Raw genomic sequence first — 22,440 nt, forward strand, 5'->3', positions numbered from 1 at the left:
CCCAAGAGAAAAAGTAGGTCGCTGTAAAAGCGAAAAGGTGAATCAGCGTCACCCCAATAAACGGATAAGCCCCCCACCCCAAATAAAACCCGCAAAAAACGAAAAGCCCCACACAAGGCGGGGCTCTTCGTTGAAGCGAGACAGCGAGGTAAGGCTGACCTTACATCATGCCGCCCATACCCCCCATACCACCCATATCCGGCATACCACCAGCCGCTGGCTTGTCTTCCGGCAGGTCAGCGACCATCGCCTCGGTGGTAATCATCAGACCACCGATCGAAGCCGCAGCTTGCAGCGCCGAACGAGTGACCTTGGCTGGGTCCAGGATACCCATTTCGATCATGTCACCGTACTCGCCGGTAGCAGCGTTGTAGCCGTAGTTGCCCGAACCCTGCTTGACCTTGTCGGCCACAACGCTCGGCTCGTCGCCGGCGTTGGCAGTGATCTGACGCAGCGGCGCTTCGACAGCGCGGCGCAGCAGGGAGATACCGACGTTCTGGTCTTCGTTGTCGCCCTTCAGGTCGACGATCGCAGCCAGGGCGCGTACCAGAGCGACGCCACCGCCAGGCACCACGCCTTCTTCGACGGCAGCACGGGTCGCGTGCAGGGCGTCTTCGACACGGGCCTTCTTCTCTTTCATCTCGACTTCGGTGCCAGCGCCGACCTTGATCACAGCGACGCCGCCAGCCAGCTTGGCCAGACGCTCCTGCAGCTTCTCACGGTCGTAGTCGGACGAGGTTTCTTCGATCTGGGCACGGATCTGCTTGACGCGTGCTTCGATGTCGCCATCGACGCCAGCACCATCGATGATGGTGGTGTTTTCCTTGGACAGGATCACGCGCTTGGCGTTACCCAGGTGCTCCAGGGTGGCGGTTTCCAGCGACAGGCCGATTTCCTCGGAGATCACCTGGCCGCCAGTCAGGACGGCGATGTCCTGCAGCATGGCCTTGCGACGGTCGCCGAAGCCTGGGGCCTTGACCGCAGCGACCTTGACGATGCCGCGCATGTTGTTGACCACCAGGGTGGCCAGCGCTTCGCCTTCGACGTCTTCGGCCACGATCAGCAGAGGACGGCCGGCCTTGGCGACAGCTTCGAGCACCGGCAGCAATTCGCGGATGTTGGAGATCTTCTTGTCGACCAGCAGCAGCAGCGGGCTGTCCAGCTCGGCGACCATGGTGTCCGGCTTGTTCACGAAGTACGGCGACAGGTAGCCGCGGTCGAACTGCATGCCCTCGACGACGGACAGTTCGTTCTCCAGACCCGAACCTTCCTCGACGGTGATCACGCCTTCTTTGCCGACCTTTTCCATGGCTTCGGCGATGATTTCACCGATGGAGCTGTCGGAGTTGGCGGAGATGGTGCCGACCTGGGCGATGGCCTTCGAATCGGCGCATGGCTTGGACAGGTTCTTCAGCTCGGCGACGACGGCGGCGGTGGCCTTGTCGATGCCGCGCTTGAGGTCCATCGGGTTCATGCCGGCAGCGACGGCTTTCAGGCCTTCGTTGACGATGGCCTGGGCCAGGACGGTTGCAGTGGTGGTGCCGTCACCGGCTGCATCGTTGGCCTTGGAAGCGACTTCCTTGACCAGCTGGGCGCCCATGTTCTCGAACGCGCATTTCAGCTCGATTTCCTTGGCGACCGAGACACCGTCTTTGGTGATGGTCGGTGCGCCGAAGCTCTTGGCCAGGACCACGTTGCGGCCTTTCGGGCCCAGGGTCGCTTTCACCGCGTCAGCCAGAACGTTGACACCAACGAGCATTTTCTTGCGAGCGGAGTCGCCGAATTTTACGTCTTTAGCAGCCATGATCGTTTAATCCTTCAAATTCTGTGGGGTAACGGGAAGTCGGGAAATCAGCCTTCGACGACGGCCAGGATCTCGTTCTCGGCCATGACCAGCAGGTCTTCGCCATCGACTTTCACGGTGTTGCTGCCCGAGTACGGGCCGAAAACCACTTTGTCACCCACTTTCACGGCCAGCGCGCGCACTTCGCCGTTGTCCAGGACGCGACCGGTACCAACCGCGACGACTTCGCCACGGTTGGGTTTTTCAGCGGCCGAACCCGGCAGGACGATACCGCCAGCGGTTTTCGATTCTTCTTCGCTGCGACGGATGACGACGCGGTCATGCAGAGGACGAAGCTTCATTGTCGATCTCTCCTAATGTGTGGTTTTCATCGGCCGGTTCGACACCGGCGGGTTGAGCAATCCGGCGTTGCCGGTGGGGGCCCGCACCAGGCGAACCCCGCGAGTCATGTCTGGTGTCGCCACCAGAAACCTTGCGGTGACCACATACATAAGGTCACCGCATTCGATTACAAGGGCAGGGTCACAAATTTTTTTCCGCGCCTGCACAGGACGGCGGACCGAAAACGCGCGAGCCCGCGCTACCGAGGTGGCGCGGGCTCGCACGCAATCGACGAGTTACTGGTCGCGGCGCTCGTACTCGCCTTCGATCACGTTGGGACGGTGGCCGCCGTCACGCGGCTGACCGTGCAGCGGATCATCCTGAAACGCACGCTGGCGCTGCGCCTGTGCCTCGGCGCGCTGACGCAGCTTGCGCGCGGCCAGGTGACGGGTGAAGGGCAACAGGCACAGCAGGCCCAGCACATCGCTGATGAAACCGGGGATCAGCAGCAGACCACCACCGACGGCCAGCATCATGCCCTGGAACATGTCTTCGGCCGGCAGTTCGCCGCGCTGCAGGCTTTCACGGGCACGCAGCGCCGTGGCCAGGCCCGCCACGCGCATCATCAGCAGGCCCAGTGCGGAGCCTGCGATGATCAGCAGCAGCGCCGGGAAGAAGCCGATGGCGGCGCTGACCTTGACGAAGACGAACAACTCCAGCACCGGAAAAATCAGGAACAACAGTAGAAAAGCACGCATCAAGGATTCCTCGACGGAAGTGAACCTTCCAGTAAGACCATCAGATGGATGCGTGTGCTCCGGATTTCAACCCTGGGAGGTCTCGACGACCGGCCACTGCTCGGCGCGGGCCAGCAAAACCAAGGCCTCGCGAACTTGTGTCGGCGTATTGCAAGTCTGAGGAAATGCCAGCCAGTGGATCGAATGACCGATGCGCAGGTGCATTCCCTCGCGGTCGATACCGACCAGTTCGGCCGGGGAATGGCCAGGCAGACCGCTGAGCGCCACGTAGTGGGCGATCGCGGCGGCGTGGTCGCTGTTCATGTGCTCGATCATGCCGGCCTCGCCAGCACCGGCGAACGGATTGGCCAAGGTGACCTGGTCCAGCCAGTGAATGGCGCCGAAGCCACCGATGTATCGGTGACGAACAGGCTCGAGCACCCAGAAGTCGAAATCGTGGGCACTGTGGTAGTCGCTGGCATCGGGGAAATAGCGGTAGTAACGCTGGGCGGCGGCGTCCACCTCAGCGGCATCGAGCACCTTGCGCGCCTCGGCCATGAGCGTCAGGCGCCCGACGGCCTGAACGTCGTCGGCGTCGCGCTCACCGACCAGCAGCGAGCACTTGGGCTCTTTTTGGAGGTTATGGGTGTGCTGGGCGATGCGGCTGATCAACAGCAGCGGCCGCCCCTGAGCGTCGAGGCAGTAAGGCACCACCGAGCCGAAGGGAAAGCCGGGCATGGATTTGGACAGGGTCGAGAGCACGCCGCGGTATTCCTTGAGCAGCAGCTCCCGGGCGGGACGAAGGGCATGAGTACTCACAGCGAGGCTCCTTGAGGATCAGCCCCACGCTATAAGCCACAAGCGACAGGAAAAGCAAGTGCCGACAGGGACGGCGGTCCAGCGCCCCTGCCGGATCGGCACCTTACCAGGCCACGCCGAAGCCAGCGGTGTAGCGAGTCTTGTCCAGATCGCTGTCGCGGGTGCCGCGAATCAGGTCCTTCTCGGCCTTGAGGTTGAGCGAAGCCCAGTCGGTGACCTTGTAGCGCAGGCCCATTTCGGCGTCGAGCGAGTAGTCGGCGACCGAACCGATCGGCTTGCCCAGCTCGCCATTGGTGAAGAACTCGATCTTCTTGCCGATCAGGTAGCGGTTGTAGTCCCACTTCACCGCGGCCGAGTAGAAATTGTCCGTGCCGCCGTCGCGGTATTCGTAGTCGGTACGGTTGATCAGCGCGCCCAGGGAGAACGCACCCAGTTCATCGTCCCAGAACTGGTAGCCAGGGCCGGTACCCACGGTACGCTGACGGGCGAGGTCTTCGACCATGTCGCGCTTGTACTCCAGACGCCCTTGCCAGAACCACTTCTCGGTGAGGAAACGGTCCAGGGCGTACTCGGCACGCCAGTTGTTGGTCGTGGTGACGTCGTCCTTGGTTTCGCGGTTGTACTCGCCCTCGGCATTGTGCCGCCAGCGGCCGTGGCGAGCGGTGGTCTTGAAGCCGATGTCGTAATCGTCGGTATCGTTTTCGGCGCGCTTGTAGTCCAGCGCCAGGTCGACATTGCCTTTCCACACCAGGTCTTCGACCACAGGTTTGGGCTTGAGGATCTGCTCGATGCTGGCCAGCTCGACCGTCTTGGGCGCTTCGCCGTTGGCCAGGATCACCTTGCCGGATTCGGCCGGTTTGAGCGACTTGGCTTTCTCGCCACTCTCGGCATCCTGGCGGACCAGCAGTTCCTGGTCGCTCTCGAGGGTCTTGACCTGCTTCCAGTCCAGGGCGATGTTGCCACCGTACGGCGTCTGCAGCAGCAATTTGCCGCCGTCGAACACCTTGATCTTGCCGCTGAGCTTGTCACCGTTCTTCATCCAGACGGTGTCGGCCAGCACAGGTGCGGACAGTGAGGCAGCAAGAAGGCACAGCAAGGTTTTAGGATACATAGGCAAATTTGCAGTCGATTGGGTGGAAACGTCGGGCATTATCCAGATACCCAAGCACGGAGCAAGGAAAGACTAGGTTTATGGCTACGAGTTCAATTCTCATTTCGCACATCTTTCATGACAGATTCCGCTGCAGCCCAGGACTGACCTGATGTCGGGTCAAACGATTCCGCACAGCGACAGCGCCGAAGCCCGACGAATGGCACTTTATGTGGCATTGAGCCAGGTGCCCACCGGCAAAGTGGTGAGCTATGGCCAACTGGCCCAAATGGCCGGCCTGGGACGCGCCGCACGCTGGGTCGGGCGTACCCTGAGCCAGTTACCGAGCGATACCTCACTGCCCTGGCATCGAGTCCTGGGGGCGAACGGGCGCCTGAGTCTGGCGCCCTGCACCCCGTCTGGAGAAGAGCAGCGCGCCCGGCTGCGCGCCGAAGGCGTGAATATCGCCAACAATCGCGTGGATATGAAGCGCCATGGCTGGCGCCCAATGGAGCTCAGCGGTTAGAGTGCGCGCTTTGTTTTCGCAAATTTGAGGCAGATGTTGGCCCATGCCCCGTAAAACCTGGCGCGCTGCGCTCGCTGCCTACGCCAGCCCGTCAACGCTGGTGCTGTTGTTGCTCGGCTTCGCCGCCGGCCTGCCTTACATGCTGGTGTTCTCCACGCTCTCGGTCTGGTTGCGCGAAGCCGGGGTCGCACGCGAAACCATCGGTTATGCCAGCCTGATCGGCCTGGCCTACGCGTTCAAATGGGTGTGGTCGCCCCTGCTCGACCAATGGCGCCTGCCGCTGCTCGGTGGCATGGGTCGACGTCGCTCCTGGCTGTTGCTCTCGCAGATACTGGTGGTGCTCGGGCTCATCGGCATGGGCCTGTGCGATCCGCAGAAACATCTGTCGTGGCTCATCGCCCTGGCGGTGCTGGTGGCCTTCGCCTCCGCCACCCAGGACATCGCCGTCGACGCCTATCGCCTGGAAGTCGCCGACGACCAACGCCAGGCGGCGCTGGCAGCCAGCTACATGGCCGGCTACCGGGTCGCGGCGCTGCTGGCCACCGCCGGCGCACTGTTCTTCGCCGAGTGGTTCGGTTCCACCGGCTTCAGCTACCTGCACAAGGCCTGGACCGGCACCTACGTGCTGTTCGGCCTGCTCATGCTGCCGGCGCTGTTCACCACCCTGGTGATGCGCGAGCCGGCAGTCGCGCTGCGTACCCAGCTGTCGGCCGCTCGCTACGGCCTGATGCACCAGCTGATGTCGGTGTTCGTGCTGATCATCCTGCTGGTCTCGGTACCGGCCAGCTTCACCCAGATGTTCAATACCGACTGGGCCAGCGTGGTGTTCGGCAATGCCACGATGCTCGACCTGCTGCTCGAAGATCGCGCCTTCCTGCGCCTGATCCTCTACGCCCTGCTGACCTGGGCCTGCCTGTCGTCCATGGGCCGTCGCGGCCTGGCCCCGGTGCTCACACCGGTCAACGACTTCATCCTGCGCTACCGCTGGCAGGCCCTGCTGCTGCTGGGGCTGATCGCCACCTATCGGATGTCCGACACGGTGATGGGCGTGATGGCCAACGTCTTCTACATCGACATGGGCTTCACCAAGGACCAGATCGCCAGCGTCAGCAAGATCTTCGGGTTGATCATGACCCTGGTCGGCGCCGGCGTGGGCGGTCTGTTGATCGTGCGCTTCGGCATCCTGCCGATCCTGTTCATCGGCGGCGTGGCCTCCGCGGGCACCAACATCCTCTTCGTGATGCTGGCCGACATGGGGCCGAACCTGGAAATGCTGGTGGTGACCATCTCGCTGGACAACTTCAGCTCGGGCATGGCCACCTCGGCATTCGTGGCCTATCTGTCGAGCCTCACCAACCTGAAGTTCTCGGCCACCCAGTACGCGCTGCTGAGCTCGATCATGCTGCTGTTGCCGCGGTTGATCGGCGGTTACTCAGGGGTGATGGTGGAGAAGTTCGGCTACCACAACTTCTTCGTCATCACTGCCCTGCTGGGCGTGCCGACCCTGGTTCTGATCGCCTTGCACTGGCGTCAGGAGGCCAGGCGTGGCAAACAGGATCCGGAGCAGAACCCACCCGCCCAGCAACCCTGAGCGGGGTTCGCGACCGCGCTCAGCCCAGACAGAGGTGCCGAGCCGTCACTGGGTGACGGCAACCGCCGAGCGTGGACCGCCGACGATCAGCCACAGCGGCCAGATGGCCAGCGCACCGGCGATGCCCGCCGCCACCGCAAAGTGCAGCAGGCTGGAGCCGGCACCCAGCATGGCCAGCAGTGCACCACCCAGCCCGAGCAGGGCGATGGTGATCATGCCCAGCATGGCCGAGACCAGGCCCTTGCTCTGCTCGCTGGCGAACAGCGTCATGCGGTAGAGCACCGCGTTGGCGACGCCCAGCCCCAAGGCATAGAGCGACATGCCGGCCACCACGCTGATGACCGAAGGGTGCAGCCAGGTGGCCAGCACCAGCACTGCCAGGCCGGCCAGGTAGGGCCAGAGCGCGCCACGTACCAGTGTCGCAAGCGCATAGCGATCGGCGATGCGATTGATGATCAGGTTACCCAGAATCAGCCCGCCGAACACCGGTAACTGCCACAGGGCATAGTCCAGCGTGCTCAGCCCCTCGTCGTGAATCAGCAGCACCGGGGACAGGCCGATCCAGCCGATCAGCGGCAACCCGACCAATCCCAGCGCCGCACTGCCGGCCACGAACTGCCGGTTGCGCAGCAGTTGGCCGTACCCGGCCAGCAGAGGCAGCAGATGGATGGGCGTGAAGGCCAGCCGCGAACCGTCGCGGCGCTCCACCCCGAGCGTTTCCGGCATCAGCCGGTACAGCAGCCCCCAGCACAGCAGCGCCCCTGCCGCGAACGCCACGAACAGCCAGCGCCAATCGAGCCACTGCAGCATCAGGGTTCCCACCAGCGGGCCGAGCAGCGGCGACAGCAGCGCAATATTGGCCAGCAGGGCCATCATGCGCACGGCATCGGCTTCGCTGAACGCTTCGTTCAGTGCGGGATAGCTGACGGTCACCACGAAGCCCAGACCGATGCCCTGCAGCAGGCGCAGCAGGTTGAACACGCCAATGTCGTGGACCCAGAAGGTCGCCAGGCACGCGACACCGAAGACCACGCAGCCGCCCAGCAGCAGCGGGCGCCGTCCATAGCGATCGGCCAGCGGGCCGATCAGCCATTGCAGCAGCACCCCACCCAGCAAGTACAGGTTGAGCGCGTGGGGAATGAATTCGGGACTGGCTTGCAGGTCGTCGACCACCACCGGCATGGCGGGCATCACGGCGTCACTGGTCAGGTAGGTGAGCAATTCGAACAGCGCCAGCGTCAGGCCAAAGAGCAGCGCCCTGAGCGGCGTGATGTACAGCAGTGGTTTCATGGAAGGATCGCGGGCAGGTAGAGGAAAGGTCAGGATATATGCCACAGGCGGCATGGACATCCTGTAAGGGAGTGTAAGCGGCTTCAGGCCTGTATGACCTGCGCACAGCCAGAGGCCGCGCCTGCACGACCTTGAACGTCATGCAGGCACGGCCTCTGGGGGTGTGGCGTCGTCAGCCGGGAACGCTGGACTACTGCGCCGGCGTTTCCTGCACCAGGCGAATGACCCGCTGCGGGAACGGAATGTCGATACCCTCGGCCTTGAGGCGATCACGGGCCTGCTCGTTGAGCATGAACATCATGTCCCAGTAGTCCGAGGTCTTGGTCCACAGACGCAGCGAGACGGTGATCGCACTGTCGCCCAGGTTCGACACCACCGCCTGCGGCGCCGGGTCGGGCAGTACACGTGGGTCTTGCGCCAGGGCCAGCAGCACGTTGCGCGCCTTCTGCAGGTCGGCGTCGTAATCCACGCCGACATCGAACACCACCTTGCGCGTCGGCTGGCGGTTGGTGTTGGTGATGATGCCGTTGGACAGGCTGCCGTTGGGCAGGATCACCGTCTTGTTGTCACCGGTGCGCAGCACAGTGTGGAAGATCTGGATGCTGTCGACGGTGCCGCTGACCCCTTGGGCCTCGATCCAGTCGCCCAGGCGAAACGGCCGGAACAGCAGGATCAGCACGCCCCCGGCGAAGTTCGCCAGGCTGCCCTGCAAGGCCAGGCCGATCGCCAGTACCGCGCCACCCATGGCCGCGACGAACGAGGTGGTCTCGATGCCGATCATGGAGGCGACGCTGATCGCCAGCATGATCTTCAAGGCGATGTTGGCCAGGGTGCGGATGAAGCCCTGCAGGGCCGGATCGGCGACCCGCAGGCCCACCAGGCGGGCCAGGCGGTCGCTGATCTTGCTGGTGACCCACCAGCCGATGGCCAGGGTCAGCAGGGCCAGCAGCAGGCGGCTGCCATAGGCCATGATCAAGGGAATCCAGGTCTGCGACTGACGAACCAGGTGGTCGACTTCGGCATTTAAATCCATGTACATCTCCTGAGTGCCGAACGGCAGATCGTGATTGAGGCAGGCCACCGCGGGTCAGGCGACCTGGAACCGATGGACCTTCCAGGTCGCCACCGGGTTCCTCGGAAAAGCCTGATCAATCGCGGAAGTTGTTGTACTGCAGCGGCATGTCGAATTCCTTGGTACGCAGCAGGGCAATGGCCTCTTGCAGGTCATCGCGCTTCTTGCCGGTGATGCGCACCTGTTCGCCCTGAATGGCGGCCTGCACCTTGAGCTTGGCGTCCTTGACGGTGGCGACGATCTTCTTCGCCAGTTCCTTGTCGATGCCCTCGCGGAACTTGGCCTCCTGCTTCTTCTCCTTACCCGAGGCGTAGGGGTCCTGGGTTTCCAGGCACTTCACGTCGATCTTGCGCTTGACCAGCGCCAGGCGCAGGATCTCCAGCATGGCCTCGAGTTGGAACTCTTCCTCGGCGGTGAGCAGGACGGTCTGCTCCTTGTCCTTGAACTCGAAGGTGCCCTTGCCCTTGAGGTCGTAGCGGCGGTCCAGGTCCTTGATGGCGTTGTCGACCGCGTTCTGCACTTCGTGCTTGTCCAGTTCCGATACCACGTCGAACGACGGCATGGGTGTTCTCCATAAAAAGCGCGCTCGCTGCGAAGATGGAGCGCGTCGGGTTTGACGGTTAAAATGCGGGCTCATTATAACGGGTTGCGAAAGGCAGATGAGCAGCACCTGGCACATTCTCGGCGCCGGCAGCCTCGGCAGTCTCTGGGCCTGCCGCCTGGCTCGGGCGGGCAAGCCCGTGCAGTTGTTGCTGCGCGATCGACAGCGTCTGGCGGCCTATGAGGCTGCCGGCGGCCTGACGCTGATCGAGCGACAGCAGGGCACGCGTTTCGCCATTCCTGCGCACACCTGCGAAGACCCCGGCCCCATTCACCGCCTGCTGGTGGCCTGCAAGGCCTACGATGCCGCTGCGGCCGTCGCGCGCATCGCGCCTCGCCTGGCCGCCGACGCGCAGCTGATCCTGTTGCAGAACGGCCTGGGCAGTCAGGACGAGGTGGCGGCGGTGGTGCCCCACGCCCGTTGCATCCTGGCCTCCAGCACCGAGGGCGCCTATCGTCAGCAGGACTGGCAGGTGCATTTCGCCGGTCAGGGCTTCAACTGGCTGGGCGACCCGATGAACCCGGCCATGCCGGACTGGTTCGGCGAATTGCAGGAGGCCGGCATCGCCGCCCAATGGTCGCTGGATATCCTTGCCCGGCTGTGGCGCAAGCTGGCGCTGAACTGCGCGATCAACCCGCTGACGGTGCTGCACGACTGCGCCAATGGTGGCCTGCTCGGCCACCTGGAAGAGATCGACGAGCTGTGCCGGGAGCTCGGCGAGCTGCTCGAACGTGCCGGTCAGCCCCTGGCGGCCCAGGACCTGGTCGAAGACGTGCAGCGGGTGATCCTGGCCACTGCCGCGAACTATTCGTCCATGCACCAGGACGTCAAGGCGCGCCGACGGACCGAGGTGCACTACCTGCTCGGCCATGCCCTTCGTACCGCAGAACGTCATGGCGTGTCCGCTCCAGGTCTGGAACGCCTGCACCGGCGACTGGTCGATACCCTGCAGGCGCGCCAGCTGCCCTGCGACTGACGCCGCCCATTCACCGACACGGATCTCGCCTTGCCCATGACCTTGCGCCAACGTCTGGAAAACCTGCCGGTCGGGCAGAAATTGCTGGCCGCGCTGCTGGTGTTGCTGATCACCATTTTGCTGGTCGCCAACCTGGCCTTCATCAGCGCGGCGTACTGGATCACCCAGGACAGCATGACGCCCCAGGCCCTGCAGACCATCGGCCGTCTGGTAGCCAACCCGCAGATCTCCGCCCAGGCCGGCGAGTCCAGCGAGGGCGCCCATGTGTTGCTCAAGGAACTGGACAGTTATGCACCGCTGCGCGCCGCCGCCGTGTATTCCGGCGAAGGCCGCCTGCTCGCCCAGCTTCAGCATGGCCCGGCGCTGAACATGCCCAAGCGCGACCGCAACATCGACACGTGGCGCCTGACCGAATTTCGCAACACCCAGCTGATCGCCCTGCCCCGCAGCAGCGGCCCTCCCGCTCACCTGCTGCTGGTCGCCAGCAGCGAGCTGCCAGTGGCCTTCTACACCGGCACGCTGTCGGCGAGCCTGGCGATCCTGGTGTTCAGCATCCTGCTGTGGATCGTCATCGCCCGGCAGATCAAGCGCCTGATCACCCAACCGATCAACCGCCTGGAAGAGCTGTCGCGCCAGGTGACTCGCGAGGAAAGCTATGCCCTGCGCGCCCAGCGCGGCAACGACGACGAGATCGGCAGCCTGGCGGACGCCTTCAACACCATGCTTTCGCGCATCGAGGCCCGCGAGGACCAGCTCAAGCGCGCCCGCGACGAATTCCAGGCGGCCTTCGACCAGGCCCAGGGCTTGGCCGAGGAGACGCGCCACACCAACCGCAAGCTGGAGCTGGAGGTGCAGGTGCGCAGCAAGATCGAGAAAAAGCTCACCGGCTTCCAGAACTACCTCAACAGCATCATCGACTCGATGCCCTCGGCGCTGATCGCCCTGGACGAGCAGCTCTACGTGACGCAGTGGAACCAGGAAGCCACGGCACTTTCCGGCACCCCGCTGGATCAGGCCCTGAACCAGCCGATCTTCATCGCCTTCGAACCGCTCAAACCCTTCCTGCCGCAACTCAGGGACACCGTCCTCAAGCACCAGGTGGTCAAGGTCGATCGAATCACCTGGCCCAAGGACGACGAAGCGCGCCATTACGCCCTGACCTTCTACCCCTTGACCGGCGGCGGTGGACGGGGCGTGGTGATCCGCATCGACGACATCACCCAGCGACTGTCACTGGAAGAAATGATGGTGCAGTCGGAAAAGATGCTCTCGGTCGGGGGGCTGGCCGCTGGCATGGCCCACGAGATCAACAACCCGCTGGGCGCGATCCTGCACAACGTGCAGAACATCCGCCGGCGCCTCTCCCCGGAGTTGCCGCGCAACCAGCAGCAGGCCGAGGAGCTGGGCATCGACCTCAGTACGGTCAACCGCTACCTGGACAGCCGCGAAGTGCCACAGCTGCTGGAAGGCATTCGCCAGGCCGGCGCACGTGCCGCCAGGATCGTCACCCACATGCTCAGCTTCAGTCGTCGCAGCGACCGGCAACTGGCGCCTTGTGACCTGCCCGCACTGATCGACCAGGCCGTGGACATCGCCGGCAACGACTTCGACCTCACCGTTGGTTTCGACTTCAAGGGCCAGGCCATCGTCCGTCAGTTCGACCCCGACTTAGGCCCGGTCCCGTGCACCGCCAACGAACTGGAACAGGTGCTGCTCAATCTGCTGAAGAACGCGGCCCAGGCCATTCACCAGCGTCCCGCGCCAAGCGAGCCCGGGCGCATCGTCCTGCGCACGCGGCTCAACCCGCCCTGGGCGGAGATCCAGGTGGAGGACAATGGCGTCGGCATGCCCGAGTCGGTGCGCAAGCGCACCTTCGAACCCTTCTTCACCACCAAGGAGATCGGCCAGGGCACGGGCCTGGGACTCTCGGTGTCCTACTTCATCATCACCGACAATCACAAAGGGCAGATGGAGGTGCACTCGACACCCGGCCAGGGCACGTGCTTCACCCTGCGCCTGCCCTTGAGCCAGACCAGCGCACCGCGCTCCCAGCACCTGGAGACCTGACATGGGCTATCGGCTGTCGAAAATCTACACCCGCACCGGCGACAAGGGCGAAACCGGCCTGGGCGACGGGCGCCGGGTGCCCAAGGACCATCCGCGCGTGGAAGCCATCGGCGAAGTGGACATGCTCAACAGTCAACTGGGGCTGCTGCTCGCGGGGCTGGCCGAGCACGGCCTGGATGAGCTGAGCGAGGTACTGGCGCCCTGTCAGCATCGCCTGTTCGATCTCGGTGGCGAGCTGGCGATGCCCAGCTACCAGGCACTGGACCGCGCCGAGGTGGAGCGGCTGGAGGCGGTCATCGACCGCTGGAACGACGAACTCGGCCCCCTCGAGAATTTCATCCTGCCCAGCGGCTCGGCACTGGTGGCCCAGGCGCACGTCTGTCGCGCCCAGGCTCGGGGTGCCGAACGGCGCTGCCAGCAGCTCAATGCGCTGGAACCCCTCGAAGGTGTCGGACTGGCCTACATCAACCGCCTGTCGGACCTGCTGTTCGTGGCGGCACGGATCATCGGCCGACGCCAGGGCGTGGCCGAGGTGCTGTGGCAGGCAGCACCCAGACCGGGCGACGCGGGCCGTTAGCGGCCTGTCAGGCAGAACCCTGCGCGCGCCGTCACTCGACCGCCTGGAGCATCTGCACGTCCAGCGGCGCCGCCAGCCAGGGTTCGGCCAGTTGCATGAAGTGCTGGAAGTGGGCCGAGCCTATGTGCGTCTGTAGCGCGTCGTCGCCGTGCCACAGCTCGTAGACGACCAAGGTCGCAGGATCGTCGCGCTGCACATGCAGCTCGTAGCGCACGCATCCGGGTTCCTGCCGCGAGGCCTCGGCCACCACCTTGAGCGCTTCGAGCAATTCCCCCTCCTTGCCTGGGATGGCGCGCAGGGTGGCGATCACCGGGAGCAGGTTCGAGGGCGAGCGTCGATCGTTCATCATGGGTTCTCCAGTACTGAGTGGGCTCAAGCGTTCATCGAGCGATGACGACCTTGCCGATCGCCCTCGCCGACTGCAGCCGCTCGTGCGCCGCTGCCACGCCTTCAGGCGTGAATGGGTGGCACTGGTCGAGCAACGGCGTGATCGCACCGGCATCGACCAGCACCGCGATACGGCGAAGTATATCGCCATGGTGCGCCCGATCGATGCCATGGATGATCTGGATCGGCATGAACACCAGGTCGAGCTTCAGGCCCTTGAAATGCATCTCGCTGAGGTCGTAGGTGTCGTAGCCGATGATCGACACGACATGGCCCTTGAGCCGCGCAGCGCTGAGGGAGTTGAGCAGCGACACCCCACCCACCGTGTCGAAGACCGTATCGAAGCCGGCCCCTTCGGTGATGCGCGCACTGTACTGCTGGGGCGTTTCCTGAGGGTACAGCGCCACATGATCGGCACCCAGCTCGCGCACCAGGCGCGCTTTTTCGTCGGTGGACACGGTCGTGCTGACCGTCGCGCCCATGGCCTTGGCCAGCTGGATGGCGAGATGTCCTACCCCGCCTGTGCCGCCCTGAATCAGCACATGATCGGCAGGCCGAATACGGGCACGATCGACCAGTGCTTCCCAGGCCGTGATGGACACCAGTGGCAGCGCCGCTGCCTGGGCGAACGACGCCGAGCGCGGCTTGTGCGCGATCAGGTCCGCGTCGGCGAGCATGTAGTCGGCCAGCGCCCCCGGCAACCCGGCCACGCCCCCGGCGCAGCCATAGACCTCATCGCCCTCCTGGAAACGCGTAACACCCTCGCCCACAGCCTTGACCACTCCTGCCACGTCCAGATGCAAGATCGCAGGGTACGTGAGCCCGGCCGTGCCCTCGCTGCCCTCACGGATCTTGGTATCGACCGGGTTGACGCTGGTGGCCTTGACTTCGATCAGCACATGACCCGCCTGGATCAGCGGCGTGGGCACTTGTGCCGCTTCGAAAACCTCAGGGCCGCCGTGGCGATTGATCACGATAGCTTGCATGTCACGCTCCATAGTCAAAAAGGATGCTGGAAAAATTATCATCAAGCAGTCAGATCGAATAGGCGATAATGGTTGCGACTTTAGGTCCTGAAGGTTGGCAATCCGTGTTCGATTCTCTCGAAGAGTTGCGCTTTTTTGCACAGGTCTATGCCTCTGGCTCGATCAGGTCGGCTGCCGACAGCCTAGGCATCACCCCCGCAGGCGGCAGCAAGCGGCTGCAGAACCTGGAAAATCGCATCGGCAGGCGGCTGTTCAACCGTACCACTCGCCAGCTCAGCCCGACCCCTTACGCCGAAAAATTCTACCCGCACGTCGCAGCCATCCTGGCCAGCGTGGAGGCAGCCCAGCATGCATTGGGCGACAGTGCAGAGATCAGCGGCAGAATTCGCCTCACGTCATCGGCCACCTTCGCGGGGCAGTATCTGTCTGACGTGATCAGCAGTTACATGCGTCGCTATCCGGCCGTCTCCCTCGAACTGGATCTGACGGACCGGGTCGTGGATCTGGTCGCCGAGGGCGTGGACCTGGCGATCCGCTATGGGGCACTGGAAGACTCCACGCTCATCGCCCAACTGATCGCGCCCTGCCGACGGCTGGTATGCGCCTCACCCGACTACTGGCGACAGCACGGCCTGCCAGACTCGCCGGAAGACCTGAAGCGACACGCGGCCTTGCTGATCGGCGGGCAAGACCGTTGGCAATTCGCCCTCGGGGCGCAGCGGCAGACGGTGCGGGTCAGCGGTCACTTCACCTCGAGCATGGGCGAAATGGTCAGGCAGATGGCGCTCGACGGCCACGGCATGGCCCTGCTCGCCGATTGGCACATCGCCCAGGACCTGCGCGCCGGGCGTCTGGTCGAAGCACTGCCGCAGTGGCAGGTGGAACCGCCGATCGGATTGTTCGCGGTCTATCCCTCCCGAGATAACCAGTCACCTGCGGTGAGGTGCTTCATTGCCCATTTGAAGGAACAGATTGAAATCAGCCCACTGGTTCAGTAGCGATGCTAACGGCACGGGGGAGCGCGACGACGAGAGCCCCCTGATTCATCCCCAGAACGCACGAATACCTGCCACGCCCTGGGCACCGATCGCCCAGGCACGCGTGCGGTCGTCCGGCCCGACGCCACCCAGCACATACACGGGCTGTTCGAAACCGGCGATCAAACGTTGCGCCTCGTCCCAGCCGATCGGTGTGGCCTCCGGATGCGTGAGGGTAGGCTGAACCGGCGACAGGGTCACGAAATCCACGCCCATCTGCTGCGCCAGGGCGAGCTCCTCGGCCCCGTGACAGGACGCTGCCAACCAGCGCTCCTTGGGAAACGGGCGCCCCTTGGCGGCATACTTGCGCAACTGCGCCGCGGTCAGGTGCCAGCCGGCCGAGGGGAAATCGCCCAGCCACTCCAGGGGCCCTTTGAGCATCAGCTGCGCCTTGCCCGCGCACAGGCCCACCGCGTCAACCGCCACATCGCGGTACTGGGGGTCGTACATGTCCGGCGCACGCAACTGGATCAGGCGGATGCCGGCAGCGACGGCCTGCTGGATACCGCGCAGCAACTGCGGGGTGTCGAGGCCTTCCGGGGTGATCAGATAGCTGTCGGGCAACCGCGCGGCGGCCACGATCGGCTTGTTGGCTTCGGGAAATGCGTATTCTGGCAGGTCCCGCGGGGCCACCCAGGCCAGCGGTTGACCCTCCGCACCGTGGGGCTGCCCGGAGAATGCAGTCACCTCGCGCACCTCGAGCAGCACCTGCTTGTCCGGATAGTCATGGCTGACCTGGATCAGTGGCCGCGAGGCGCGGACCTCGATGCCCAGCTCCTCGCGCAGTTCACGGGCCAGCGCCGCCTCGACCCCCTCGCCCGCCTCGACCTTGCCACCGGGAAACTCCCACAGGCCGCCCTGGTGCTGGGTCTGGGCCCGACGGGCGATCAGGATCTGCCCGTCATCGCCGCGAATCACCGCAGCTGCCACATGCACGCGCTTCATGCTACACCCTCCGCCAGGCCGGCTCGCTGCCAGGCCTGGAACGCAGGCCAGCGATAGATCGTCTCGACATAAGCAGCGGCAGCCGGCGGCAGCGCCACGCGATAGGTCCGCAAACGCACCGCAACGGGGGCGAAGAACGCATCGGCCAGGGTTGGCCGCCCGAACAGGAAGGGACCGTTGTCCTTGGCCACCAGGCTGCACTCGGACCACAACGCCAGGATGCGATCGATGTCGATCTGCACCTCCAGCGGCAGGCTATCCAGCGCCTGGTCGCGGCACAGGTCGAACGGCATCGCCTCGCGCAGCGCGGCGAAACCGCTGTGCATCTGCGCGCAGGCCGAGCGCGCCTGGGCCCGTGCCGCCACATCCGCAGGCCAGAGCTGCGCCTGGGGGTGCTGGTCGTTGAGGTACTCGGCGATGGCCAGGGAGTCGGCGATCATGCCGTGCCCGGTCTGCAGCAGTGGCACCTTGCCGCTGGCCGAGTAGGCGAGGATACGCTGGCGCGTGTCGGGACGCTTGAGCCGCACCAGGGTTTCATCGTATGAAACGCCGGCCAGCTCCAGCGCCAGCGCGCCACGCAGCGACCAGGAGGAGTATCGCTTGTCGCCGATGATCAGGTGATAGTTCATGGGTCGGCTCCATCGATCGGGAAGACGGGGCCGCCGCGCAGCCCCGGAGGTATCAGGTACGGTATTCGGCGTTGATCTTGACGTACTCGTGGGAGAGGTCGGTGGTCCAGATCGTTTCGCTGCAGGCACCACGGCCCAGCTCGATACGAATGGTGATCTCCTCCTGCGCCATCACCGCCGAGCCCTGCTCCTCGGTGTAGCTCGGGCTGCGCCCACCCTGGCTGGCGATGCACACCTGGCCCAGGTACACGTCGATCAGGCCGACGTCCAGCTGCGGCACGCCGGCGCGGCCGACTGCGGCGAGGATCCGCCCCCAGTTGGGATCGGAGGCGAACAGCGCGGTCTTGATCAGTGGCGAGTGGGCCACGGCGTAGCCGACGTCCAGACACTCCTGGTGATTGCCGCCGCCGTTGACCTGCACGGTGACGAACTTGGTCGCGCCCTCACCGTCGCGGACGATTGCCTGGGCCACCTCCATGCACACCTCGAACACCGCCTGCTTGAGCGCCTCGAACAACGCACCGCTGGCCTGGGTGACCTCGGGCAGGTCGGCCTTGCCGGTGGCGATCAGCATGCAGCAGTCGTTGGTGGAGGTATCGCCATCGATGGTGATGCGGTTGAACGACTTGTTGGCACCGTCGAGGATCAGATCCTTGAGCACGGCCGGGGCGACCTTGGCGTCGGTGGCGATGTAGCCGAGCATGGTCGCCATGTTCGGGCGAATCATGCCGGCGCCCTTGCTGATGCCGGTGACGGTCACGGTCACGCCATCGTGCTGGAACTGGCGGCTGGCGCCTTTGGGCAGGGTATCGGTGGTCATGATGCCGGTGGCCGCTTCTGCCCAGTGATCCTCGGACAGGTCGTCCAGGGCAGCCTGCAGAGCGCCCTCGATCTTCTCGACCGGCAGAGGCTCGCCGATCACCCCGGTGGAGAACGGCAGCACCGACTCGGCAGGTACGCCGGTCAGCTCCGCCAGCCTGGCGCAGGTCCGCTCGGCCGCCGCCAGGCCCGGGGCTCCGGTGCCGGCATTGGCGTTGCCAGTGTTGGTCAGCAGGTAGCGCACGCTACCCTGCACGCGCTGCTTGGACAGGATCACCGGGGCCGCGCAAAAGGCGTTGAGGGTGAACACGCCCGCCACGCTGGAGCCCTCGGCGCAGCGCATGACCACCACGTCCTTGCGACCCGGGCGCTTGATGCCGGCAGACGCGATGCCGAGTTCGAAACCGGGCACTGGGTGCAGGGTGGGCAAAGGACCAAGACCAACAGCCATTAGAGCGCTCCTAGAAAATACGGTTGAGATCCGCTGAAGAGGGGCTGCTACGCGCCCCAGTGCGAGGCGTACTGCACTGTCCGCATGCGTCCAGTGAAGCCCGCTGGTGTCGAAAGGGCCGCAAAGCGGCCCCTGGATGCATCACGATACAGCAATCGGCTCAGATCACTCGATCTGCCCGTGGCAGTGCTTGAATTTCTTGCCCGAACCGCACCAGCAAGGCTCGTTGCGGCCCAGCTTCTGCTCGTTGCGAACCGGCACGGCAGCCACCGCCACTGCTTCGCCCTCCTCGGCCAGCGCTTCGCTTTCCAGACCCGGCGCGGCGGCATGCTCGAACTGCATGCGACTGGCCAGTTCCTCGGCCTCGCGGCGCAGACGCGCCTCCTCCTCGACCGGGTCCTCGCGACGTACCTGGACGTGGGACAGCACGCGAATGGTGTCGCGCTTGATCGACTCCAGCAGCTCCTGGAACAGGGTGAACGACTCGCGCTTGTATTCCTGCTTGGGGTTCTTCTGAGCGTAACCGCGCAGGTGAATACCGTGACGCAGGTGGTCCATGGTCGACAGGTGGTCTTTCCACAGGTCGTCCAGCACGCGCAGCAGGATCTGCTTCTCGAAGGTGCGCAGGGCGTCGATGCCGGCCTGGTCTTCCTTCTCGGTGTAGGCACGGGTGATCTCGTTGAACAGCTTCTCGCGCAGGGTCTCTTCGTAGAGGTGGTCGTCCTCGTCGAGCCACTGCTGGATCGGCAGCTTCATGGCGAAGTCGCTGGACAGCGACGCTTCCAGGCCGGCCACGTCCCACTGCTCGGGCAGCGATTGCGGCGGGATGTGCTGACTGATGGTGGCATCCAGCACTTCCTTGCGGAACTCGTTGACGGTATCACCGATGTTCTCGGCGGCCAGCAGGCTGTTGCGCATGTGATAGATCACCTTGCGCTGCTCGTTGGCCACGTCGTCGTATTCGAGCAACTGCTTGCGGATGTCGAAGTTGCGCCCCTCGACCTTGCGCTGGGCCTTCTCGATGGCGTTGGTGACCATACGGTGCTCGATGGCCTCGCCGGACTGCATGCCCAGGGCCTTCATGAAGTTCTTCACCCGGTCGGAGGCGAAGATGCGCATCAGGCTGTCTTCCAGCGACAGGTAGAAGCGGCTGGAGCCGGCGTCACCCTGACGGCCGGCACGACCGCGCAGCTGGTTGTCGATCCGGCGCGACTCGTGGCGCTCGGAGGCGATCACGTGCAGGCCGCCGGCTTCCAGGACCTGCTGGTGACGCTTCTGCCAGTCGGCCTTGATCTGGGCGATCTGCTCGGCCGTGGGGCTTTCCAGGGCGGCCACTTCGGCCTCCCAGTTGCCACCCAGGAGGATATCGGTACCGCGGCCGGCCATGTTGGTGGCGATGGTCAGCGCGCCGGGGGCGCCGGCCTGGGCGATGATCTCGGCTTCCTTCTCGTGGTACTTGGCGTTCAGTACCTTGTGCTCGATGCCTTCCTTGTGCAGCAGGTTGGACATGTGCTCGGAGGTCTCGATGGTGGCGGTACCCACCAGTACGGGACGGCCCTGGGCCATGCTTTCCTTGATGTCGGTGATGATCGCCGCGTACTTCTCTTCGGCGGTGAGGTACACCAGGTCGTTGAAGTCCTTGCGCGCCAGCGGCTTGTTCGGCGGGATGACCATCACGTTGAGGCTGTAGATCTGGGCGAACTCGAACGCTTCGGTATCCGCGGTACCGGTCATGCCGGACAGCTTGGTGTACAGGCGGAAGTAGTTCTGGAAGGTGGTCGAGGCGAGGGTCTGGCTCTCGGCCTGGATGTTCAGGTTCTCCTTCGCCTCGATGGCCTGGTGCAGGCCCTCGGAGAGGCGACGGCCGGGCATGGTACGACCGGTGTGCTCGTCGATCAGCAGAACCTGACCGTCCTGGACGATGTACTCGACGTTGCGGTGGAACAGCTTGTGCGCACGCAGACCGGCGTAGACGTGGGTCAGCAGGCCCAGGTTATGCGCCGAATAGAGGCTCTCGCCCTCGGCCAGCAGGCCGACCTGGGTGAGCATTTCCTCGATGAACTGGTGACCACCTTCGTTGAGTTCGACCTGGCGGCTCTTCTCGTCGATGGTGAAGTGACCTTCCTGAGTGACCTGCCCTTCCACTTCCTCGATGTGCTGCTTGAGCTGGGGAATGAGTCGGTTGATCTCGATGTACAGCTTGGAGCTGTCTTCGGCCTGGCCGGAGATGATCAGCGGGGTACGGGCTTCATCGATGAGGATGGAGTCCACTTCGTCGATGACCGCGAAATTCAGCTCGCGCTGGAATTTCTCGTCCTGGCTGAAGGCCATGTTGTCGCGCAGGTAGTCGAAACCGAATTCGTTGTTGGTGCCGTAGGTGATGTCGGCGGCGTAGGCGGCGCGTTTTTCCTCAGGCGGCTGGAATGCCGAGACGATGCCTACGGTCAGGCCGAGGAATTCGTACAGCGGGCGCATCCAGTTGGCGTCGCGGCGAGCCAGGTAGTCGTTGACCGTGACCACATGCACGCCTTTGCCGGACAGCGCGTTGAGGTACACGGCCAGGGTACCGACGAGGGTCTTGCCTTCACCGGTACGCATTTCGGCGATCATGCCTTCGTGCAGGGTCATGCCGCCGATCAGCTGGACGTCGAAGTGACGCATGCCCATGACGCGCTTGCCGGCCTCACGGGCCACGGCGAAGGCTTCCGGCAGCAGTTGATCGAGGGTTTCGCCTTTGGCCAGGCGCTCTTTGAACTCTGCGGTCTTGCCGCGCAGTTGTTCGTCGGAGAGGGCCACCATCTTCTCTTCGAAGGCATTGACGGCGGTCACCGTCTTGAGCATGCGCTTGATCTCACGCTCGTTCTTGCTTCCAAAGAGTTTTTTCAACAAAGGCGCAAACATATCGGCAGGTTCTTCCACACTTAGGGATGGAGGGCGGCCCCGAGAGTCGCCCGTGCAGCCCTTGGGCCGCATGCGAACGAGCATTCTACCCGGAAACGATGGTGAGGAAAGTGGTGGATTTCCACGATGCTGGCACAGCGCTTTTAGCGGGGCGCTCTTAACATAGGGATATTTTTTCCAAGTTCAAGGCGCCAGATCATGAAAGCTTCACTCCGTGGTCCTCTACAGTGCGGTCGTGGGGCGCTGCGCAACCATCGACGTGCTCGGTCCCGTGCCGGCGAGGGCTTCTGGTAGACTGCCGTTCTTGTAACTGCATGCGTACCCCGATGGCCTATAAACCGCCCTCCGCCAAGCCGCCCGCTGCCCTGCTGCGCCAGGCAAGGCCGCTGCGCCTGCTGCTCAACCAGGCCGAACGCCTGGAGCACTTGCAGCGCCTGCTGGAAAGCCAGTTGCAGCCGGCTGCCCGGGAACATTGCCATGTGGCTTCGTGGCGTGACGGCTGCCTGCTGCTGGTGGTGACCGACGGCCATTGGGCGACGCGCCTTCGTTATCAGCACAAGCGTCTGCTGACGGCGCTTCGGGCGATGGAGGCCTTCGGCAACCTGCAACGCATCCGTTTCCAGGTCCAGCCACCCGTCGCCGCCCCCAAGCGCACCGCCCAGGCGAACGCGCTCTCGGGCGTGGCCGCGCGCAGCCTGCGTGAAACCGCTGACTCGATTCAGGATGAAGGCCTGCGCGCCGCCTTGCAGCGCCTGGCCGCGCACGCCCGCGACGACAGCTGAGCGGGGAATGAAAAAAGGCCACCCGAAGGTGG

At 64.3% G+C, this 22,440-nt stretch carries 21 protein-coding genes; 7 read left to right on the plus strand and 14 right to left on the minus strand.

All coding sequences use genetic code 11. The features are described from left to right. Positions 1-160: 160 nt before the first annotated feature. The 5 genes from groL to IAE34_RS09745 all read right to left on the minus strand — a co-directional run bounded on the left by groL (position 161) and on the right by IAE34_RS09745 (position 4,792). Complete coding sequence (groL, locus tag IAE34_RS09725; RefSeq protein ID WP_200138736.1) at positions 161-1,804, minus strand: chaperonin GroEL; 1,644 nt, start codon at positions 1,802-1,804, stop codon at positions 161-163. 47 nt (positions 1,805-1,851) lie between these two features. Next, positions 1,852-2,145 carry a co-chaperone GroES gene (locus IAE34_RS09730; RefSeq protein ID WP_003251905.1) on the minus strand — a complete coding sequence of 98 codons (294 nt, stop codon included), beginning with the start codon at positions 2,143-2,145 and terminating at the stop codon, positions 1,852-1,854. Between the two features lie 276 nt (positions 2,146-2,421). Beyond that, positions 2,422-2,883 carry an FxsA family protein gene (locus IAE34_RS09735; protein ID WP_200138737.1) on the minus strand — a complete coding sequence of 154 codons (462 nt, stop codon included), beginning with the start codon at positions 2,881-2,883 and terminating at the stop codon, positions 2,422-2,424. A gap of 66 nt (positions 2,884-2,949) precedes the next feature. Then, a complete protein-coding gene (locus IAE34_RS09740; protein ID WP_200138738.1) occupies positions 2,950-3,681 on the minus strand; it encodes a HugZ family pyridoxamine 5'-phosphate oxidase in 732 nt (243 codons plus the stop codon). A gap of 103 nt (positions 3,682-3,784) precedes the next feature. Next, positions 3,785-4,792 (minus strand): DUF481 domain-containing protein, encoded by a 1,008-nt coding sequence (locus tag IAE34_RS09745; RefSeq protein ID WP_200138739.1) that lies wholly within the window; start codon positions 4,790-4,792, stop codon positions 3,785-3,787. 151 nt (positions 4,793-4,943) lie between these two features. Here IAE34_RS09745 and IAE34_RS09750 point away from each other — a divergent pair, with 151 nt between their 5' ends. Together IAE34_RS09750 and IAE34_RS09755 are read left to right on the plus strand one after the other, a co-directional pair. Next, positions 4,944-5,297 (plus strand): MGMT family protein, encoded by a 354-nt coding sequence (locus IAE34_RS09750; RefSeq protein WP_200138740.1) that lies wholly within the window; start codon positions 4,944-4,946, stop codon positions 5,295-5,297. A gap of 43 nt (positions 5,298-5,340) precedes the next feature. Next, a complete protein-coding gene (locus IAE34_RS09755) occupies positions 5,341-6,888 on the plus strand; it encodes an AmpG family muropeptide MFS transporter (RefSeq protein ID WP_200138741.1) in 1,548 nt (515 codons plus the stop codon). 45 nt (positions 6,889-6,933) lie between these two features. On the opposite strand, the gene IAE34_RS09760 is transcribed toward IAE34_RS09755, so the two are convergent. The 3 genes from IAE34_RS09760 to IAE34_RS09770 form a co-directional block, all read right to left on the minus strand. Further along, the gene (locus tag IAE34_RS09760) at positions 6,934-8,178 is read right to left on the minus strand and encodes an MFS transporter (protein WP_200138742.1); all 1,245 of its coding nucleotides are present in this window, start codon (positions 8,176-8,178) and stop codon (positions 6,934-6,936) included. A gap of 190 nt (positions 8,179-8,368) precedes the next feature. Then, on the minus strand, positions 8,369-9,211 hold the full coding sequence (locus tag IAE34_RS09765) for a mechanosensitive ion channel family protein (RefSeq protein ID WP_200138743.1): 843 nt from the start codon (positions 9,209-9,211) through the stop codon (positions 8,369-8,371). Positions 9,212-9,326: 115 nt separating this feature from the next. After that, positions 9,327-9,812, minus strand: coding sequence for a YajQ family cyclic di-GMP-binding protein (locus tag IAE34_RS09770; protein WP_200138744.1), 486 nt, complete (start codon positions 9,810-9,812; stop codon positions 9,327-9,329). A 97-nt stretch (positions 9,813-9,909) separates the two neighbouring features. On the opposite strand from IAE34_RS09770, the gene IAE34_RS09775 reads away from it, so the two are divergent. From IAE34_RS09775 to IAE34_RS09785, 3 genes are read left to right on the plus strand one after another with little or no spacing between them, the layout of a single operon-like run. After that, complete coding sequence (locus tag IAE34_RS09775) at positions 9,910-10,827, plus strand: putative 2-dehydropantoate 2-reductase (RefSeq protein ID WP_200138745.1); 918 nt, start codon at positions 9,910-9,912, stop codon at positions 10,825-10,827. 36 nt (positions 10,828-10,863) lie between these two features. Further along, positions 10,864-12,894: an ATP-binding protein gene (locus tag IAE34_RS09780; protein WP_200138746.1), complete on the plus strand. Its 2,031-nt coding sequence runs from the start codon at positions 10,864-10,866 to the stop codon at positions 12,892-12,894. A gap of 1 nt (position 12,895) precedes the next feature. Then, positions 12,896-13,471, plus strand: coding sequence for a cob(I)yrinic acid a,c-diamide adenosyltransferase (locus IAE34_RS09785; RefSeq protein ID WP_200138747.1), 576 nt, complete (start codon positions 12,896-12,898; stop codon positions 13,469-13,471). A 31-nt stretch (positions 13,472-13,502) separates the two neighbouring features. Here IAE34_RS09785 and IAE34_RS09790 read toward each other — a convergent pair whose 3' ends face one another. Both IAE34_RS09790 and IAE34_RS09795 read right to left on the minus strand, forming a co-directional pair. Then, entirely contained in the window at positions 13,503-13,820 is a 318-nt protein-coding gene (locus tag IAE34_RS09790) for a putative quinol monooxygenase (protein WP_200138748.1), read from the minus strand. A 31-nt stretch (positions 13,821-13,851) separates the two neighbouring features. Further along, on the minus strand, positions 13,852-14,844 hold the full coding sequence (locus tag IAE34_RS09795; RefSeq protein WP_200138749.1) for a zinc-dependent alcohol dehydrogenase family protein: 993 nt from the start codon (positions 14,842-14,844) through the stop codon (positions 13,852-13,854). 104 nt (positions 14,845-14,948) lie between these two features. Here IAE34_RS09795 and IAE34_RS09800 point away from each other — a divergent pair, with 104 nt between their 5' ends. Further along, on the plus strand, positions 14,949-15,842 hold the full coding sequence (locus tag IAE34_RS09800) for a LysR family transcriptional regulator (protein ID WP_200138750.1): 894 nt from the start codon (positions 14,949-14,951) through the stop codon (positions 15,840-15,842). A gap of 45 nt (positions 15,843-15,887) precedes the next feature. On the opposite strand, the gene IAE34_RS09805 is transcribed toward IAE34_RS09800, so the two are convergent. The 4 genes from IAE34_RS09805 to secA form a co-directional block, all read right to left on the minus strand. Further along, on the minus strand, positions 15,888-16,826 hold the full coding sequence (locus IAE34_RS09805; RefSeq protein ID WP_200138751.1) for a Nudix family hydrolase: 939 nt from the start codon (positions 16,824-16,826) through the stop codon (positions 15,888-15,890). Beyond that, complete coding sequence (locus IAE34_RS09810; RefSeq protein ID WP_200138752.1) at positions 16,823-17,455, minus strand: glutathione S-transferase family protein; 633 nt, start codon at positions 17,453-17,455, stop codon at positions 16,823-16,825. The genes IAE34_RS09805 and IAE34_RS09810 overlap by 4 nt, the downstream gene beginning before the upstream one ends. 52 nt (positions 17,456-17,507) lie before the next feature. After that, on the minus strand, positions 17,508-18,725 hold the full coding sequence (gene argJ / locus IAE34_RS09815; RefSeq protein WP_200138753.1) for a bifunctional glutamate N-acetyltransferase/amino-acid acetyltransferase ArgJ: 1,218 nt from the start codon (positions 18,723-18,725) through the stop codon (positions 17,508-17,510). Positions 18,726-18,890: 165 nt separating this feature from the next. Further along, complete coding sequence (secA, locus tag IAE34_RS09820) at positions 18,891-21,626, minus strand: preprotein translocase subunit SecA (protein ID WP_200138754.1); 2,736 nt, start codon at positions 21,624-21,626, stop codon at positions 18,891-18,893. 326 nt (positions 21,627-21,952) lie between these two features. Between secA and IAE34_RS09825 the strand changes: the two genes are divergently transcribed. Further along, positions 21,953-22,408, plus strand: a complete 456-nt coding sequence (locus IAE34_RS09825; RefSeq protein WP_200138940.1) for a DUF721 domain-containing protein — start codon at positions 21,953-21,955, stop codon at positions 22,406-22,408. Positions 22,409-22,440 lie beyond the last annotated feature (32 nt).

The organism is Pseudomonas sp. S30 (assembly GCF_016518545.1).
Taxonomy (GTDB): domain Bacteria; phylum Pseudomonadota; class Gammaproteobacteria; order Pseudomonadales; family Pseudomonadaceae; genus Aquipseudomonas.

Coding starts and splice junctions, on each gene's coding strand:
- groL (WP_200138736.1), bottom strand. CDS start 1,804: ATGGCTGCTAAAGACGTAAAATTCGGCGACTCCGCTCGCAAGAAAATG.
- IAE34_RS09730 (WP_003251905.1), bottom strand. CDS start 2,145: ATGAAGCTTCGTCCTCTGCATGACCGCGTCGTCATCCGTCGCAGCGAA.
- IAE34_RS09735 (WP_200138737.1), bottom strand. CDS start 2,883: ATGCGTGCTTTTCTACTGTTGTTCCTGATTTTTCCGGTGCTGGAGTTG.
- IAE34_RS09745 (WP_200138739.1), bottom strand. CDS start 4,792: ATGTATCCTAAAACCTTGCTGTGCCTTCTTGCTGCCTCACTGTCCGCA.
- IAE34_RS09750 (WP_200138740.1), top strand. CDS start 4,944: ATGTCGGGTCAAACGATTCCGCACAGCGACAGCGCCGAAGCCCGACGA.
- IAE34_RS09755 (WP_200138741.1), top strand. CDS start 5,341: ATGCCCCGTAAAACCTGGCGCGCTGCGCTCGCTGCCTACGCCAGCCCG.
- IAE34_RS09760 (WP_200138742.1), bottom strand. CDS start 8,178: ATGAAACCACTGCTGTACATCACGCCGCTCAGGGCGCTGCTCTTTGGC.
- IAE34_RS09765 (WP_200138743.1), bottom strand. CDS start 9,211: ATGGATTTAAATGCCGAAGTCGACCACCTGGTTCGTCAGTCGCAGACC.
- IAE34_RS09770 (WP_200138744.1), bottom strand. CDS start 9,812: ATGCCGTCGTTCGACGTGGTATCGGAACTGGACAAGCACGAAGTGCAG.
- IAE34_RS09775 (WP_200138745.1), top strand. CDS start 9,910: ATGAGCAGCACCTGGCACATTCTCGGCGCCGGCAGCCTCGGCAGTCTC.
- IAE34_RS09780 (WP_200138746.1), top strand. CDS start 10,864: ATGACCTTGCGCCAACGTCTGGAAAACCTGCCGGTCGGGCAGAAATTG.
- IAE34_RS09785 (WP_200138747.1), top strand. CDS start 12,896: ATGGGCTATCGGCTGTCGAAAATCTACACCCGCACCGGCGACAAGGGC.
- IAE34_RS09790 (WP_200138748.1), bottom strand. CDS start 13,820: ATGATGAACGATCGACGCTCGCCCTCGAACCTGCTCCCGGTGATCGCC.
- IAE34_RS09795 (WP_200138749.1), bottom strand. CDS start 14,844: ATGCAAGCTATCGTGATCAATCGCCACGGCGGCCCTGAGGTTTTCGAA.
- IAE34_RS09805 (WP_200138751.1), bottom strand. CDS start 16,826: ATGAAGCGCGTGCATGTGGCAGCTGCGGTGATTCGCGGCGATGACGGG.
- IAE34_RS09810 (WP_200138752.1), bottom strand. CDS start 17,455: ATGAACTATCACCTGATCATCGGCGACAAGCGATACTCCTCCTGGTCG.
- argJ (WP_200138753.1), bottom strand. CDS start 18,725: ATGGCTGTTGGTCTTGGTCCTTTGCCCACCCTGCACCCAGTGCCCGGT.
- secA (WP_200138754.1), bottom strand. CDS start 21,626: ATGTTTGCGCCTTTGTTGAAAAAACTCTTTGGAAGCAAGAACGAGCGT.
- IAE34_RS09825 (WP_200138940.1), top strand. CDS start 21,953: ATGGCCTATAAACCGCCCTCCGCCAAGCCGCCCGCTGCCCTGCTGCGC.